This window comes from Patulibacter americanus DSM 16676, from assembly GCF_000420025.1.
GTDB classification, from domain to species: Bacteria; Actinomycetota; Thermoleophilia; order Solirubrobacterales; family Solirubrobacteraceae; genus Patulibacter; species Patulibacter americanus.
Genome location: NZ_ATUD01000004.1, coordinates 117,912 through 133,382 on the forward strand (window position 1 = coordinate 117,912; position 15,471 = coordinate 133,382).

16 protein-coding genes and 1 pseudogene are annotated in these 15,471 nt (G+C 73.6%); all 17 read left to right on the top strand.

From position 1 onward, the window contains the following. Positions 1–43: 43 nt before the first annotated feature. Positions 44–1,702 carry an AMP-binding protein gene (locus F593_RS0108930; protein ID WP_022928414.1) on the top strand — a complete coding sequence of 553 codons (1,659 nt, stop codon included), beginning with the start codon at positions 44–46 and terminating at the stop codon, positions 1,700–1,702. A gap of 38 nt (positions 1,703–1,740) precedes the next feature. Continuing rightward, on the top strand, positions 1,741–2,286 hold the full coding sequence (locus F593_RS0108935; RefSeq protein WP_022928415.1) for a YceD family protein: 546 nt from the start codon (positions 1,741–1,743) through the stop codon (positions 2,284–2,286). Positions 2,287–2,331: 45 nt separating this feature from the next. Further along, positions 2,332–2,523 carry a 50S ribosomal protein L32 gene (gene rpmF / locus F593_RS0108940; protein ID WP_022928416.1) on the top strand — a complete coding sequence of 64 codons (192 nt, stop codon included), beginning with the start codon at positions 2,332–2,334 and terminating at the stop codon, positions 2,521–2,523. A 37-nt stretch (positions 2,524–2,560) separates the two neighbouring features. Further along, positions 2,561–3,631 carry a phosphate acyltransferase gene (locus F593_RS23720; protein WP_022928417.1) on the top strand — a complete coding sequence of 357 codons (1,071 nt, stop codon included), beginning with the start codon at positions 2,561–2,563 and terminating at the stop codon, positions 3,629–3,631. Between the two features lie 12 nt (positions 3,632–3,643). Then, the gene (locus F593_RS0108950; protein WP_022928418.1) at positions 3,644–3,895 is read left to right on the top strand and encodes an acyl carrier protein; all 252 of its coding nucleotides are present in this window, start codon (positions 3,644–3,646) and stop codon (positions 3,893–3,895) included. An 8-nt stretch (positions 3,896–3,903) separates the two neighbouring features. Then, the gene (locus F593_RS0108955; protein WP_022928419.1) at positions 3,904–4,599 is read left to right on the top strand and encodes a ribonuclease III family protein; all 696 of its coding nucleotides are present in this window, start codon (positions 3,904–3,906) and stop codon (positions 4,597–4,599) included. Positions 4,600–4,602: 3 nt separating this feature from the next. Further along, positions 4,603–7,884, top strand: coding sequence for a chromosome segregation SMC family protein (locus tag F593_RS23725; RefSeq protein ID WP_022928420.1), 3,282 nt, complete (start codon positions 4,603–4,605; stop codon positions 7,882–7,884). 31 nt (positions 7,885–7,915) lie between these two features. After that, entirely contained in the window at positions 7,916–8,941 is a 1,026-nt protein-coding gene (gene ftsY, locus F593_RS0108965) for a signal recognition particle-docking protein FtsY (RefSeq protein WP_022928421.1), read from the top strand. Between the two features lie 101 nt (positions 8,942–9,042). Continuing rightward, positions 9,043–9,471: an NfeD family protein gene (locus F593_RS0108970; protein WP_022928422.1), complete on the top strand. Its 429-nt coding sequence runs from the start codon at positions 9,043–9,045 to the stop codon at positions 9,469–9,471. A gap of 95 nt (positions 9,472–9,566) precedes the next feature. Then, positions 9,567–10,568 (top strand): SPFH domain-containing protein, encoded by a 1,002-nt coding sequence (locus tag F593_RS23730; protein ID WP_033206644.1) that lies wholly within the window; start codon positions 9,567–9,569, stop codon positions 10,566–10,568. Between the two features lie 63 nt (positions 10,569–10,631). Continuing rightward, positions 10,632–12,056 (top strand): signal recognition particle protein, encoded by a 1,425-nt coding sequence (gene ffh / locus F593_RS23735; protein ID WP_084629772.1) that lies wholly within the window; start codon positions 10,632–10,634, stop codon positions 12,054–12,056. A gap of 187 nt (positions 12,057–12,243) precedes the next feature. Beyond that, on the top strand, positions 12,244–12,492 hold the full coding sequence (rpsP, locus tag F593_RS0108985) for a 30S ribosomal protein S16 (protein WP_022928423.1): 249 nt from the start codon (positions 12,244–12,246) through the stop codon (positions 12,490–12,492). 10 nt (positions 12,493–12,502) lie between these two features. Next, positions 12,503–12,772 (top strand): KH domain-containing protein, encoded by a 270-nt coding sequence (locus tag F593_RS0108990; RefSeq protein ID WP_022928424.1) that lies wholly within the window; start codon positions 12,503–12,505, stop codon positions 12,770–12,772. Positions 12,773–12,774: 2 nt separating this feature from the next. After that, on the top strand, positions 12,775–13,449 hold the full coding sequence (gene rimM / locus F593_RS28035) for a ribosome maturation factor RimM (RefSeq protein WP_022928425.1): 675 nt from the start codon (positions 12,775–12,777) through the stop codon (positions 13,447–13,449). A gap of 4 nt (positions 13,450–13,453) precedes the next feature. Next, positions 13,454–14,155, top strand: a complete 702-nt coding sequence (gene trmD / locus F593_RS23745) for a tRNA (guanosine(37)-N1)-methyltransferase TrmD (RefSeq protein ID WP_022928426.1) — start codon at positions 13,454–13,456, stop codon at positions 14,153–14,155. A gap of 108 nt (positions 14,156–14,263) precedes the next feature. Next, positions 14,264–14,602: pseudogene (rplS, locus tag F593_RS23750) on the top strand (50S ribosomal protein L19); the annotation flags it as partial. A gap of 142 nt (positions 14,603–14,744) precedes the next feature. After that, positions 14,745–15,464 (top strand): signal peptidase I, encoded by a 720-nt coding sequence (gene lepB, locus F593_RS0109010; RefSeq protein ID WP_022928428.1) that lies wholly within the window; start codon positions 14,745–14,747, stop codon positions 15,462–15,464. The last annotated feature ends 7 nt before the right edge of the window (positions 15,465–15,471 follow it).

Here is a 15,471-nt window from a genome sequence, read left to right on the forward strand (position 1 = left end):
GACGCCCCTGTCACCGAGTCCGTACTCGGGGTAGGATCGCGCCATGGAGCTCCGAGGGCCGATCGAGCGGGTCGCGACACAGGCGGGGGACGGCGCGTTCCTCCTGCGCCAGCTGGTCGGGGCGGGCATCGTCGGCCCCATGCGGCCGGCCGTCGTGGCCGAGGTCCTGAAGGGCCTGCGCGCCTTCGGCCCCACCCCGGCCGCCGGCTACACGATGAACGCGGCGCGCCGGCCGCACGCCGTGGCCCTCGTCGACGACGAGGGCGAGCTGACCTTCGCGCAGGTGCACGAGCGCAGCAACGCGCTGGCCCACGAGCTGCGGGCGATGGGGGTGCGGCAGGGCGACGTCCTGGCGATCATGTGCCGCAACCACCGCGGGTTCGTCGAGACGATCGTCGCGGCCAGCAAGCTCGGCGCGCACCAGCTGCTGCTCAACACGATGTTCAGCGGCCCGCAGATCCGCGACGTGCTCGAGCGCGAGGCGCCGGTCGCCGCGGTCTACGACGCCGAGTTCGCCCCGCTGCTCCGCGACGGCGACCTCCCCCTCGGGCTGCGCCACGTGGTGTGGGCCGACCCCGCGGACCCGTCGGCGCCCGCCGCCGTCGGAGCGGCGCCGGAGGCCGAGGCCCTGATCGCCCGCGGCGACCGCTCCTCGCTGGACCCGCCCGCCGAGAAGGGGCGGATGATCATCCTCACGTCGGGCACGACGGGCACGCCGAAGGGCGCGGCCCGCCAGCAGCCCCGGTCCCTCGCGCCCGCCGCGCAGATCCTGTCCCGGATGCCGCTGCGGTCCGAGGAGCGGACGATGCTCGCGGCGCCCATGTTCCACTCGTGGGGGTACCTGCACTTCACCCTGGGCTTCGCGCTCGGCTCCACCCTCGTGCTCCGCCGGCGCTTCACGCCCGAGGGCACCTTGCAGGCCGTGGAGCGGCACGGCTGCCAGGTGCTGCCCCTCGTCCCCGTGATGCTGCAGCGGATCCTCGAGCTGCCGGACGAGACCCTCGCCCGCCACGACCTCTCGAGCCTGCGGATCGTCGCGCTGTCGGGCTCCGCGCTCCCCGGGGAGCTCGCGATCCGGGCGATGGACCGCCTGGGCGACGTCGTCTACAACCTCTACGGCTCCACCGAGGTCGGCTGGGCGACCATCGCGACCCCCGAGGACCTGCGGGCCGCGCCGGGCACGGCCGGGAAGGCCCCGCGTGGCACGACGGTGCGGCTCTACGACGAGCACGGCCGCGTGGTCACCCGCCCCGGCGAGGTGGGACGCATCTTCGTCGGCAACGACATGCGGTTCGACGGCTACACGGGCGGGGGCGGCAAGGACGCCATCGACGGCCTGCTCTCCACCGGTGACGTGGGACACGTCGACGCCCACGGCCGGCTGTTCGTGGACGGCCGCGACGACGACATGATCGTCTCGGGCGGCGAGAACGTGTTCCCGCGCGAGGTCGAGGACCTCGTGGCCGACATGCCCGAGGTCCGCGAGGTCGCCGTCTTCGGCATCCCCGACCCGCGCTGGGGCGAGGTCCTGAAGGCCGTCGTGGTCCTGCACCCCGGCGCAGGACTGGCGGAGGACGAGCTGCGACGGCGCGTCTCCGCCTCGCTCGCTGGCTTCAAGGCGCCGCGTGAGGTCGCGTTCGTGGACGAGCTGCCGCGCAACGCCACCGGCAAGGTGCTCAAGCGCGAGCTGCGACCCGCCTGACGGTCGGGTCCCCAAGCCGCCCGGAGTACCATGGAGCCATGGAGCCCACCGACCTGATCGACCTCTCCGGGCTGCGCATGGGCCCCGGCGAGGGGCGCCGCTTGGACCTCCCCGTCAAGCTGGACGCGGTCCGCCTGAGCGAGCAGGGGTACGTCCCGGACCCCCCGACGCAGGAGGTCCGCCTCGACATCTCGCGGATGCTCGGCGGCGGCTACGCCCTGCAGCTGCGCTTCGACACCAGCATCCACGGGCCGTGCATGCGCTGCCTGGCCGATACGACGAGCCCCGTGAGCGTGGACGTCCGCGAGCTCGAGCAGAAGAAGCGCGACCCCGAGGAGCAGTTCGACTCGGAGTACGTCGCCGGCGACGACCTCGACCTCGCCCGCTGGACGAACGACTCCTTCGTCTTCTCGCTCCCCGTGCGCGTGCTCTGCAAGGAGGACTGCCGCGGGCTGTGCCCCGAGTGCGGCGCGCACCTCAACGACGACCCGGACCACACGCACGACCCGAAGCCCGACCCGCGGATGTCGGCGCTGGCGAGCATCCGCTTCGACGAGGACGGGAACCTCCTGCAGGGACCGTAGACCGGCCGACGCGGCCGGGCGGTTTCCCGTATCGTCACTCGTCTTATGGCCGTACCGAAGCAACGCCAGTCCCACGCGCGCACCGCCAAGCGCCGGGCGCAGCACAAGGCTGCCCGACCCACGGTCAACGAGTGCCCGCAGTGCCACAGCCCGCGCATCCCGCACCGGGTATGCGGCACCTGCGGCTACTACGACGGCCGCGTCGTCGTCGCACCGAAGAGCTCGCTCGACTTCTAGGACCCCGCGGCCGGCGTCACGCCGGCCGTCTCCTCGCATGACCGTCACCGTCGCGGTCGACACGACCGGGGCGGACCTCGGACCGGCCGAGGTCGCGCAGGGCGCGCTCCTCGCCGTCCGTCGCGGCGATGTCCGCGTCCGCCTCTTCGGTCCAGCCTCGGAGCTCCTGCCCGTCGTCGACGGCGTGGCGGGCATCGAGGTCGTCGACGCCCCGCTCTCCATCGCCAAGGCCCCGGACCCGGCGCTCGCCGTCCGTGGCAACCCCGACGCCTCGATCGTCCAGGCCGTCCGCTCCGTCTCCACGGGCGAGGCCGACACGTTCGTGGTGGCCGGCGCGACCGGCCCCGCCCTCGCGGCGGGGCTCGTGCACGTGCGTCGCGCCCGGGGCATCCACCGCCCGGCCCTCGCCCTGCCGATCCCGACGCTGGGCCGCCCGGTCACGCTCGTCGACGTCGGCGCGAACGTCGAGGCCCGCCCGGACCACCTCGTGCAGTTCGGGTTCATGGGCGCCGCGCTCGCGCGCACCGTGCTCGGCATCGAGCGCCCGCGCGTCGCACTGCTGTCGAACGGCGAGGAGCCGACGAAGGGCACGCCCGACGTCGTCGAGGTCCACGCGCTCCTGCGGGCGCGGCTGCAGGACAACGAGTACGTCGAGTTCATCGGCAACGTCGAGGGCACCGACATCACGGCCGGCGTCGCCGATGTCGTGGTCACGGACGGGTTCACCGGCAACGTCGCCCTCAAGCTCATGGAGGGCGTCTCGCAGTCCGTCGTCTCCGGCGTGAAGCAGGCGGCGATGTCCAACCCGATGGCGATGCTCGGCGGGCTGCTGCTGCGCCCGGCGCTCAACCGCTTCAAGGCCTCCATCGACCCGGAGGGGTCCGGCGGGGCCTATCTGCTGGGGCTACGCAGCCTCGGCGTCGTGCCGCACGGCCGGTTCTCGCGCACGGGGTTCGCCCGGGCGATCGAGCTGGCGGCCCAGGGGCACGACCGGCGGGTCACCGACCTCATCCACGGGGACCTCGAGGCCGCCGGCGCACTGCGGCGCCCCCCGACCGCCGCCGTCCCCGCGCCGGTCGGCCCGGGCGCCGACCGCCCCAGCGAGTAGCGTCTCCGGGCCATGACGCGCGACGAGGTACTGGACATCGTGCGGCGCCACCTGGCCGACGAGCTCGAGGTGGACGCCGACGCGATCGGCGAGGACACCCGCCTGAAGGAGGACCTCGAGGCCGACTCGCTGGACCTCTTCACGCTCGTACAGGAGCTCGACGACTCCCACGGGGTCAAGCTCCCGGACGACGAGGCGTCGCGCATCACGACGGTGGGTGAGGCCGCGGACTGCGTCCTGCGTCACCTGCCGGCAGGCGCGTAGAGGCGCGGGTGTCGGACGACGTCTCCACCCGCGCGCTGCGCGACCTCCTCGACGGGCTCCCGGAGTCCGCGCGGCGGCCCGTGCTCAGCCACGCGTCGTGGACGTCGCGCCGCTCAGACTCCTACGAGCGCCTCGCCTTCCTCGGCGACAGCGTCCTCGAGCTCGCGATCTCGACGCACCTCTTCCGGACCCTCGACGCGGAGCGCTTCGGCGCCGGTCGGTTGACGGAGGTCCGGGCGGGCACCGTCTCGGCGGACCCGTGCCGCCGCGTGGCGGAGCGGCTCGAGGTCCCGCGCCGGATGGCGGAGACCGCGCCGGACAACCTCCGCCGCCGGGTCTCCGAGCTCACGCGCACGGAGCGCGTGCTCGCGTCGGTGTGCGAGGCGATCATCGGCGCCTGCTACCTCGAGTACGGCTACGAGCGCACCGCCGAGGCCGTGGTCGCCGCGTTCGCCCCCGAGCTGGGCGACGCCCTCGACCACCCCGCGGACAGCAAGAGCCGGCTGCAGGAGTGGCTCATGGCCCGCGGTCAGACCGTGGCCTACCGGGTGACGGACGAGATCGGCTCGCCGCACGACCGCACCTTCGTCGTCGAGGCGCTCGTCGACGAGCAGGCGGTCGGCGCGGGCCGCGGGCGGTCGAAGAAGCTGGCCGAGCAGGAGGCCGCGCGGGAGGCGCTCACCTCCCTCGGCGCCGGCGACTGAGCGATGCACCTCAAGTCGGTCACGTTGAAGGGCTTCAAGTCCTTCCCCGACCGCACCCGGCTCGAGTTCGATCCGGGCGTGTCGGTCGTCGTCGGCCCGAACGGCTCGGGCAAGAGCAACGTCACCGACGCGATCCTCTGGGCGCTGGGCGAGCAGAAGCCGCTCGCGATCCGCGGCCAGTCCATGCAGGACGTCATCTTCGGCGGCGGCCGCGGGGTCGCGGCGCGCAACGCGGCCGAGGTCGAGCTCGTCCTGGACAACAGCGACGGCACCGTCGATCTGCCCGTCGGCGAGATCTCCGTGGTCCGCCGGCTCGAGCGCTCCGGCGAGGGCGGCTACCGGCTCAACGGCGCCAAAGCGCGCCTGACCGACGTGCAGGAGGTCCTCTCGGACACCGGGTTGGGCAAGGAGGCGCACTCCGTCATCTCGCAGGGGCGCGTCGAGGCGATCGTCACGTCGAAGCCGAAGGACCGGCGGCTCCTGATCGAGGAGGCCGCCGGCCTGGGCAAGCACCGCAAGCGCCGGCGTCGCGCCCAGCTCAAGCTCGACCGCACCCGCGGGAACCTCGACCAGGCGCTGTTGGTGGAGCAGGAGGCCCGCAAGCAGCTCGGCCCGCTGAAGCGCCAGGCCGAGGCGGCCGAGCTCCACGAGCGCCTGGAGCGTCAGACGGTCGAGGCCCGCTGGGAGCTCGTGCGGGATGGTCTGCGTGAGCGCCGCGCCCAGCTCGCCGCGGCCGCTGCCGAGTCGACGGCGGCCCGCGCGGAGCAGGCCGCGCTGCAGGCAGGGCTCGACGCCGTCGTGGCCGAGCGACGAGAGGCCGAAGAGGCGCTGGCGCAGCAGGCGCAGCGGCGCGACCGGCTGTCGTCCCGGGCCCGCCGGGTGGCGTCCTCCGCCGAGCGGATCGAGCTGCGGGTCGAGCGGGTCTCGGACCGGCGGCAGGCGCTGGCCGAGCGGATCGAGCGCCGCCGCGAGGCCCTCGGCGAGCTCGAGGCCGCCGCGGCCGCGGACCGCCCCGACGAGGTCGGTGCGTCGCGGATCGCGGCGCTCGAGGCGGAGATGGAGCGCCTCGACCAGGAGCGCCAGGAGACGCTGGAGCGCGAGGTCGCCGTGCTGCAGGAGGCCCGCGAGGCCGCCGAGCGCGAGCTCGCCGCCGCCCAGGCCGCCGCGCAGGAGGTTCGGGACGCCGGGGCCGCCACGGAGCGGCGCGCCGAGGAGGTCCGCGCCCGTCGGCGTGAGCTCGACCAGGCCGTGGAACGCGCGCGACGGGAGGCCGCCACCGTCGGCGCCCAGCTGGCCGCCGCCAACCAGTTCCTCCGCGGCGCGGGCGGGCTGGCGGCGGGCCGTGGCGGCCGAGGGCGCGGGGGAGCCCTGCAGGCGGTCGCCCTGAGCGACGGGCTGCGGGTCGACGACGGCTACGAGCTGGCCGTCGCCGCGGCCCTCGACGGCCGCCTGGGCGCCGCCGTGGCCGACGACCCCGCGGGCGCGCGGGAGCTGCTGGGCCAGGCCGGGCGCGACGGCCTGCGCGTCCTGCTGGCCGACTCCGACGCGGCGACGGCCGACGGAGCCGCCGCGGACGCCGACGGGCGGCCCGATCCGGGGGCCGAGCCGCTCGGTCCCCACGTCTCCGGCGACGGGCGGGCGGTGGCGATCGCCCGCCGTGCCCTGGCCGACGCGTGGCTCGTCGACGCGCTGCCCGACGCCGTCCCGGTCGGGTTCACGGGCACGCTCGTCACCGTCGACGGCCTCGTCTGGCGCGTGGGCGCGGGGGAGCTGCAGCGCAGCCCGCAGGGCGGCGAGGAACGGGTCCTCGCCGAGCGCAACCGGCGCGACCGGCTGGTGGCCGAGAGCGAGCAGGCCGCGCGCGCCGAGCACGCCGCGGTCCAGGCCGTCGAGGCGCTCCGCGGCGAGCTGGCCGCCGTCGACCGCGAGCGCGAGTCGGCGGAGCAGGCGGCGCGCGAGGCCCGACGCGGCGTCGTCGACGCGGAGGAGGCCGTGCGCGACGCGGTGCGCGCCGTCCAGCGCCGCCAGCTCGCCCCGGACGAGGGTCCGGCCGCTGTCCGTCGCGCCCAGATCGTCGGCGAGCTGCAGGCCGAGCGCCGCACCGCCGAGCGCCTGACCCGTGAGCGCGCCGAGCGCGCGGCCCGGGTGGCCGGCCTCGAGGAGGCGCTGCGCGCCGACGAGGCCGTCGTGCCCACCGGCGAGCGGATCACGGAGCTGCTGCTCGAGGCGCTGCGCGTCGTGCGCGAGCGCGCCGCCGCCCTGGAGCGCGCGGTGCAGGAGGACCGCGCCGCGGGCGACGACGTCGCCGGCCGCCTGCGCTCCTGCGCCGGGCGCGAGGCGGAGCTCGCCACGGCGCTGCGTCGCACGGGCGAGCGCCTGACCACCGCCGAGGTCGCGTTCCAGCGCGCGAAGGACCAGGAGGCCGAGATCCTCGTCGAGCTCGGCACGCTGGCCGAGCGGCTGGGCCTGCCCGCGGAGCCGGCCGAGGACGCCCTGGACCCCGAGACGGTGCAGGGCCTGCGCGACCGCATCGCCAAGCTCACGCGCCGGCGCGAGCAGCTCGGGCCCGTGAACCCCCTGGCGACGGAGGCGTACGACGAGGCTCGCGAGCACGTCGAGACCCTCGAGACGCAGCGCACCGACCTCGAGACCGCGCTGCGCGAGCTGCGGGCGTTCGTGCGGGACACGGACCGCCAGATCCGCGAGACGTTCGAGCAGACCTTCACGGCGTGCGCCCGCAACTTCGAGGAGCTCGCCGAGCACGTCTTTCCCGGTGGACGCGGCCGCCTGCGGCTGGTGCGCGAATCCGACGACGCGCAGGCGGGCGACACGGAGGACGGCGGGGAGCCCTCCGACGCCGCCCTCGACGACGCCGAGGGCGCGGGGACGGGGGAGGACGAGGACCTCGGCGTCGAGATCGAGATCACCCCGGCGGGCAAGCAGATGAAGCGCCTGACCCTCATGTCCGGCGGCGAGAAGACGATGACCGCGATCGCGTTCCTCTTCTCCGTCTTCCTCGCCAAGCCCAGCCCGTTCTACGTGCTCGACGAGGTCGAGGCCGCGCTCGACGACCTCAACATCGACCGCTTCCTGCAGCTCCTGCGTCGCTACCGCGACCGCGCGCAGTTCATCGTCGTCACGCACCAGAAGCGCACGATGGACGTCGCCGACGCCCTCTACGGCGTGTCGATGGGTGGCGACGGGGTGTCGAAGGTCGTCTCGCGCCGGCTGGATCAGTCCGCGACCCGGGCGGAGCCGCTGCCCGGGCTGGGTGGCGTGGGCTGACGAGCCCCGGTCGCTCGCTACCCTCGGAGGGATGGCGCGCGAGTGGACCGATCTCTTCACCGTCGACGAGGAGCGGGCCCGGGCCGCCGTCGCGAGCCAGGAGGAGCAGCCCGAGAAGCGGGGCCGCTTCTTCAAGCGCCTACGCCAGAACCTCAAGAAGACCCGCGAGGCGCTGGGCGCGGAGCTGACGCAGACCCTCTTCGACACGCTCGACGAGGAGACCTGGGAGCGCCTGGAGGAGGCGCTGATCATGGCCGACGTCGGGGCGAAGGCCACGGCGGAGATCGTCGGCCGGCTCGAGACGGAGGCCACCACGGGCGGCGTCACGGACCCACAGGCCCTGCAGGCGCGGCTGGCCGAGCTGCTGGCGGCGGCCGCCAAGCCCGCCGGCGACCCGCGGATCGACCTGCGCCACGGTCCCACGGTGATCATGGTCTGCGGCATCAACGGCACGGGCAAGACCACCTCGATCGGCAAGCTCGCCCACGTCCTGACCCACGAGCTCGGCCAGCGCGTCGTCCTCGGCGCGGCCGACACGTTCCGCGCCGCGGCCGTCGAGCAACTGCAGATCTGGGGCACCCGCGCCGGCGTCGAGGTCGTCACGGGCAAGCCCAACACGGACCCGGCGTCCGTGGCCTACGAGGCCGTCCGCCGAGGCCGGGAGTCCGGGGCCGACGTCGTCATCGTCGACACGGCCGGCCGCCTGCACACGCAGCTCCCGCTCATGGAGGAGCTCTCGAAGGTGCGCCGCGTCGTCGAGAAGCTCATGCCGGGCGCCCCCCACGAGATCCTCCTCACCGTCGACGCCACCACGGGTCAGAACGGCCTGCGGCAGGCCGCCGAGTTCTCCAAGGTCGCGCCCGTCTCCGGCATCGTGCTGACGAAGCTCGACGGCAGCGCGAAGGGCGGCATCGCCATCGCGATCGCCCAGGAGCTCTCCATCCCGGTCAAGCTCATCGGCATCGGCGAGGCCCTCGAGGACCTGCGCCCGTTCGACGCGGACGACTTCGCCGGCGCGCTCGTCAAGCCGGACGAGGTCGTCGCGCCTCAGGGCTGAGCGGGCCGGCGGGCCCGGCGACACCACGGGGCGGGGCGCTTGGGGGCCCGCGCCGTCCGATACCCGGCGAGCTCCGGGCCGCGGGCCGGTAGTGTGGCGCCATGGACGCATGGATCGTCTGGCTCCTCGTCGGCGTCGGATTCGGGGTGGGCGAGGTGCTGACCCTCTCGTTGTTCCTGGGCCCCTTCGCGGTCGGCGGTCTCGGCGCCGCGGCCGCCGCCGGAGCGGGCGGTGGTCTCGCGATCCAGGTCCTCGTCTTCGCGGTCGTGACCGCGCTCGTCTTCGGCCTCGTCCGTCCGATCGCCGTGCGGCACCTGCGCCAGCCGTCGTCGACCCGCACCGGTGCCGCGGCGCTCGTCGGCCGCACCGCGGTCGTCACGAGCGCGCTCGAGGGCCCCGATCTGATGGGCCAGGTCCGCCTGGACGGCGAGGTCTGGACCGCCCGTCACGCCGGTCTCGAGCCCGTGCAGCCGGGCGAGGTCGTGACGGTGCTCGAGATCAACGGCGCGACGGTCGTCGTCTCCGACTGACCGGGGCCGGGGGAGGGTCCGCCCTATAGGCTGGCCCTGTCGGGGCTCCTCCCGGGCACCGGCGTCCGTGCCCCCGCCCGTCCGAAGGAACCCCCGTGGTCCTCATCGTCTTCGCCGTCCTCCTCGTCTTCGCGCTGCTGCTCGCCGCGAAGACGGTCCGGATCATCCCGCAGGCCCGCGCGGGCATCGTCGAGCGTCTCGGCCGATACCAGAAGACCCTCGAGCCGGGACTGCGGATCACCGTCCCGTTCATCGACCGGCTGCTCCCCCTGCTCGACCTGCGTGAGCAGGTCGTGAGCTTCCCGCCCAACGCGGTGATCACCGAGGACAACGTCTCCGTCTCGATCGACACGGTCCTCTACTTCCAGATCACGGATCCGAAGGGCGCCACCTACGAGGTCGCCAACCCGCTGCAGGCCATCGAGCAGCTCACGGCCACCACGCTGCGCAACGTCATCGGCGGGCTCACCCTCGAGCAGGCCCTCACCTCGCGTGACGAGATCAACGGCCAGCTGCGCACGGTGCTGGACGAGGCGACCGGCAAGTGGGGCATCCGCGTCGGCCGCGTCGAGCTCAAGGCGATCGACCCGCCCAGCTCCATCCTCGACGCGATGGAGAAGCAGATGCGCGCCGAGCGCGACCGTCGCGCGTCCATCCTCACGGCCGAGGGCTCCAAGCAGAGCTCGATCCTCACGGCGCAGGGCGAGAAGGAGGCCGCGGTGCTGAAGGCCGAGGGCGCCAAGACCGCCGCCGTCCTGCGCGCCGAGGGCGAGGCGAAGGCCATCGGCACGGTCTTCCAGGCCATCCACGACGGCCGGCCCGACCGCGAGCTCCTGAGCTACCAGTACCTGCAGATGCTCCCCGAGCTCGCGAAGGGCGAGGCGAACAAGCTCTTCGTCATCCCGTCCGAGTTCACGCAGGCCCTCGCCGGCCTGGGCGGCGTGGTCGACGGCCTGCGCGGCGGCGTCGGCGGCGGTGCCCCGACGGGCGCCGTCGACGGCGGCCCGCCCGCACGCGCCGAGGATCCGGCCCGCCCGGCCGACGCGCCGCGCTCGCTGGACGCCCCGCGCCCCGAGGACCCGGCCCGCCCGGCGTAGCCCGCAGCACCGACGGGGGCGCGCGGTCCCGCGACCCCCGTCGCGTGCGAGACTCCAAGGGCCGTGTTCGACGCCCTCTCAGAGAAACTCCAGGCGACCCTCGACGACGTCCGCCAGCGCGGCACGCTGACGGAGACCGACATCAACGCCGCGATGCGCGAGATCCGTCTCGCACTGCTCGAGGCGGACGTCAACTTCAAGGTCGTCAAGTCCTTCACCAACACGGTGAAGGAGCGCAGCCTGGGTGCCGACGTGATCGGCCAGCTCAACCCGGGCCAGCAGGTCGTCAAGATCGTGCACGAGGAGCTCGTGGCCCTCATGGGCGGCGAGTCCGAGGGCCTGACGTTCTCGTCGCGGCCCCCCACGGTCATCCTCATGTCGGGCCTGCAGGGCTCGGGCAAGACGACGGCCGTCGCCAAGCTCGCGCGCTGGCTCAAGGAGGAGAAGGGCTCCTCCGTCGCCGTCGCCGCCTGCGACGTCCAGCGACCGGCCGCCGTCGAGCAGCTCCGGCTCGTGGGCGCCCAGGCGGGTGCCACCGTCTACGACCGCGGCACCGAGCTGTCCGCCGTCGAGGTCGCCCGCTGGGCGCTGGACCAGGCCAAGCAGGACGGCAAGGACGTCCTGATCGTCGACACCGCCGGTCGTCTGCACGTCGACCAGGCGCTGATGGACGAGCTGGTCCAGATCCGCGACGCCGTCCGCCCGGACACGGTCCTGCTGACCGTCGACGCCATGACGGGTCAGGACGCGGTCAACGTCGCGGAGCAGTTCGCGGCGGCCGCCGGCTTCGACGGCGTCGTGATGTCCAAGCTCGACGGCGACGCCCGGGGCGGCGCCGCCCTCTCGGTCAAGGCCGTCACGGGCAAGCCGATCCTCTTCGCGTCCACGGGCGAGAAGCTCCCGGACTTCCAGGCGTTCCACCCGGACCGCATGGCCCAGCGGATCCTCGGGATGGGCGACGTCCTCTCGCTGATCGAGCAGGCCGAGAAGCAGTTCGACGAGGGCGACGCGAAGGACCTCGAGCGCAAGCTCCGGCGCAACGAGTTCACGCTCGAGGACTTCCTCAAGCAGATGAAGATGATCCGCAAGATGGGGCCGCTCTCGAAGGTGCTCGGCATGCTGCCGGGCGTCGGGGCCCAGCTCAAGGACGCCCAGGTCGACGACCGCGAGATGGACCGCGTCGAGGCGATCATCCTGTCGATGACCCCGAAGGAGCGGCGCCACCCCGAGCTCATCAAGGGCGGCCGCCGCCTGCGCATCGCGAAGGGCTCCGGCACCTCCGTCCAGCAGGTCAATCAGCTCGTCAAGAACTTCCAGCAGATGCGGAAGATGATGAAGCAGATGAGCAAGGGCGGGATGAAGGGCCTGGAGGGCATGATGGGCGGCGCCGGCATGCCCGGTGGCGCCGCCGGCATGGGCGGCGGTGGCGGCCAACCCCAGATCGGGGTGCGCGGCGGCAGCCGCGCGGCCCGTCGCCGCAAGAAGTAGACAGGGGGGCGGGCCCCGGCCCGTGCTTCTCGGGTCCGGCCGCGTAGGACTTCGGCAGGGCACGGTCCACCCACAGGGTCGCCGCAGGGGCGGGGCCATCGCGATACGATCTCCGTCTTCGGCGTCGGGCCTCTGGTCGGCCTGCGCCTGTTCTGTTTTTTCCGAGACCGTTGATCGAAGGACGTTCGTGGCTGTTCGACTGAGGCTCACCCGCGTGGGGAGCAAGAAGAACCCGGTGTGGCGCGTGGTCGCTGCTGACTCGCGCAACCAGCGTGACGGCCGGGTGATCGAGACGATCGGTCAGTACAACGCGCAGACCGAGCCGTCCACCATCGTGCTCAAGGAAGAGCGCGTTCGTCACTGGCTCTCCGTGGGCGCCCAGCCCTCGGGCCAGGTCAAGAAGCTCCTGCGCACGCAGGGCATCGACGCCCGTTAGCACCCCGTCCGTGTCGGCGTCCGCCTCCGATCCCGCCGTGGTCGCCGAGCTCCTCGGCGACCTGACGCGCGCGATCGTCGATGAGCCGGACGCCGTCCAGGTGACCCCCCTCGCGGACGAGGACGACGGCAGCGTCGTCCTCGAGCTCCGCGTGGACGACGGCGACTACGGCAAGGTCATCGGGCGCGGCGGTCGTACCGCCTACGCCCTGCGGACCGTCGTCAAGGTCGCCGCGGCGCACCACGACCAGCGGGTGCTGGTCGACATCGTCGACGACTGATCGTGCCCGCCGTTCCCTCCGACGACCGCCGGTCCTCCGCGCCGGTCCCGCCGGACGACGCCCCGGTCGCGCCCCGGGCCGACCACGCGCCGGACGGCTCCTCCGCGGCGCCCGCACCGGGCGGCGAGGCGACGGACGCCACCCCCGGCGTGCCGATGTACGCCCTCGGGCGGGTCGGCAAGGCCCACAGTCTCGACGGGTCCGTGACGGTGACGAAGCCCAAGGCCGACCTGCTCGTGAAGGGCCGCAAGGTCCTCGTCGGCGGCGTCGAACGCGAGATCGTCCGGCGCAGCGGCTCGGACGCGAAGCCGATCGTCCGCTTCGCCGGCATCGAGAGCATCGACGTCGCCGAGGGGATGCGCGGCCAGGACATCCTGGTGCCGCGCGACACGCTCCCCGAGCTGGACGAGGACGAGTACTGGCCCGACGACCTCGTCGGCCTGCCCGTCACGTCGACCGCGGGCGAGCCGGTGGGGGAGGTCCGGGAAGTGCGGGTGCTGCCCTCCGTCGACGTCCTCGAGGTCGCGCGCCCCGGCGCCCCCGACCTGCTCGTACCGCTGCACCGCGAGGCGGTGCCCGAGCTCGACGTCCCGGGCCGCCGCGTGGTGGTCGACCTCGTCTTCATGGGCGAGGACGAGGACGCGGGCGGCGCGCCCGGCGCGCCTGCGGCAGGATGACCGGGTGCAGCTCGACGTCCTGACGCTCTTCCCCGACTGGTTCGACTGGTTCCGCCAGCAGCGCCACGTGCGCAACGCCGCGCAGGACGGCCACGAGGTGCGCACCTTCAACCCGCGGGAGCACAGCGACATGTCCGCCCGCCAGGTGGACGACACGCCCTTCGGCGGCGGGGCCGGCATGGTGCTCCGCGTCGACGTCATGGACCGTGCGCTGCAGGGCATCTACGGGCAGGACCCCGTCGAGCTCAAGAAGGAGCGCCGCGTCATCGCCCTGACGCCCGGCGGACGCGTGCTCGACGACGCCTTCGTCGACGAGCTCGCCGCGGAGGAGCAGGGCATCACGCTGCTCTGCGGCCGCTACGAGGGCTTCGACGAGCGCATCGTCCAGAACTTCTGCTCCGACACCCTCTCCATCGGCCGCTACGTGCTGGCCGGCGGTGAGCTCGCCGCGATGGTCGTCTGCGACGCCGTCCTGCGCAAGCTCCCGGGCGCCCTCGGGCACGCCGACTCGGCGGTCGAGGAGAGCTTCAGCGTCGCGCTGGACGGCGACCCGGAGTACCCGCACTACACCCGGCCGGCCGAGTACCGCGGCTGGAAGGTCCCCGACGTGTTGCTCTCGGGGCACCACGCGGAGATCGAGACCTGGCGCCGGGCGCGCAGCCGCGAGCGCGGCGACGCAGGCTCGCGCCTCGGCCGCGACGGCTGAGCGGCGGCGCGGGCAGACCGCGCGAAACCCCCTGCTCCGCTAAGGTTCCGAATCTTGCCCGGATCACGCGCTGGTGCGTGTTTTCCGACCAGTCCGGGCCCCTCGCTGATGACCACCGTAATCGAGAAGCTCGAGCGTGAACAGCTCCGCTCGCAGCCCGACTTCCAGCCCGGCGACCGCGTTCGCGTCCACTTCCAGGTCGTCGAGGGCACGCGTCGCCGTACGCAGGTCTTCGAGGGCATCGTCATCAAGCGGCAGGGCCACGGCGCCCGCGAGACGTTCACCGTCCGCAAGCAGAGCTTCGGCGTCGGCGTGGAGCGCACGTTCCCGCTGAGCTCGCCGAAGATCGAGAAGATCGACGTCGCCGCCCGCGGTGACGTGCGCCGCGCGAAGCTCTACTACCTGCGTGGCCGCGTCGGCAAGGCCGCCCGCGTCCGCGAGAAGCGCTACGTGGCCCCGGAGAAGACGGCCGCCGCGCCCGTCGACGAGCCCACGCCTGCCGCTGCCGACGAGGCTCCCGCCGCCGAGGTCCTCGAGCCCGAGACGCCCGCGACGGAGTCCTCGGACTCCTAGTCACCCCGCTCCACCCGTGAGCGACGACGTTCCCAAGCCCCGGTCCTCGACCGGGGCTTCGGCCGCCCAGCACCAGAAGAAGCAGCGCAAGCTGAACCCGATCGTGGAGCTCGTCGGGCTCGTCGCGATCGCCCTGCTCCTCGCGCTGGGCATCCAGGCCTTCCTGGTCAAGCCGTACCAGATCCCGAGCGGTTCGATGGAGCCCACGCTCGACATCGGGCAACGCGTGCTGGTCAACCGGCTCTCGCACCATCTCGGTAGCGATCCGTCCGTCGGTGACGTCGTCGTCTTCCATCCGCCCCGGGGGGCCGACGGCGGCAAGTCCGGCCTCGACGTCCCCGGTGAGGAGTCGGCCGGCGAGTGCGCCGATCCTGACAACCTCGACGAGGGTCGCCCGTGCGACCGCAGCGTCGGCGGCGAGTGGTCCGACGAGAACTACATCAAGCGCGTCGTCGGCGGCCCGGGCGACCGCATCTCGGTCCGCGGCGGTCGCGTGATCCGCAACGGCAAGCCGACGAAGGAGCCCTTCATCAAGGGCGCGTGCGACCCCGAGGCGGACAACCCGTCGTGCACCCTGCCGAAGACCATCACGGTTCCGGCGGGCATGTACTACATGATGGGCGACAACCGTGGAGCGTCGAACGACAGCCGCTTCTGGGGACCCGTCCCGCGGGACTGGGTCATCGGCAACGCCTTCGCGACCTACTGGCCGCCGAAGAAGATCGGCGGCGTCTAGTGCGCCC

Bases quoted from the DNA above. Each gene is read 5' to 3' on its own strand.
- F593_RS0108930 (WP_022928414.1), top strand. From the start codon at position 44: ATGGAGCTCCGAGGGCCGATCGAGCGGGTCGCGACACAGGCGGGGGAC.
- F593_RS0108935 (WP_022928415.1), top strand. From the start codon at position 1,741: ATGGAGCCCACCGACCTGATCGACCTCTCCGGGCTGCGCATGGGCCCC.
- rpmF (WP_022928416.1), top strand. From the start codon at position 2,332: ATGGCCGTACCGAAGCAACGCCAGTCCCACGCGCGCACCGCCAAGCGC.
- F593_RS23720 (WP_022928417.1), top strand. From the start codon at position 2,561: ATGACCGTCACCGTCGCGGTCGACACGACCGGGGCGGACCTCGGACCG.
- F593_RS0108950 (WP_022928418.1), top strand. From the start codon at position 3,644: ATGACGCGCGACGAGGTACTGGACATCGTGCGGCGCCACCTGGCCGAC.
- F593_RS23725 (WP_022928420.1), top strand. From the start codon at position 4,603: ATGCACCTCAAGTCGGTCACGTTGAAGGGCTTCAAGTCCTTCCCCGAC.
- ftsY (WP_022928421.1), top strand. From the start codon at position 7,916: ATGGCGCGCGAGTGGACCGATCTCTTCACCGTCGACGAGGAGCGGGCC.
- F593_RS0108970 (WP_022928422.1), top strand. From the start codon at position 9,043: ATGGACGCATGGATCGTCTGGCTCCTCGTCGGCGTCGGATTCGGGGTG.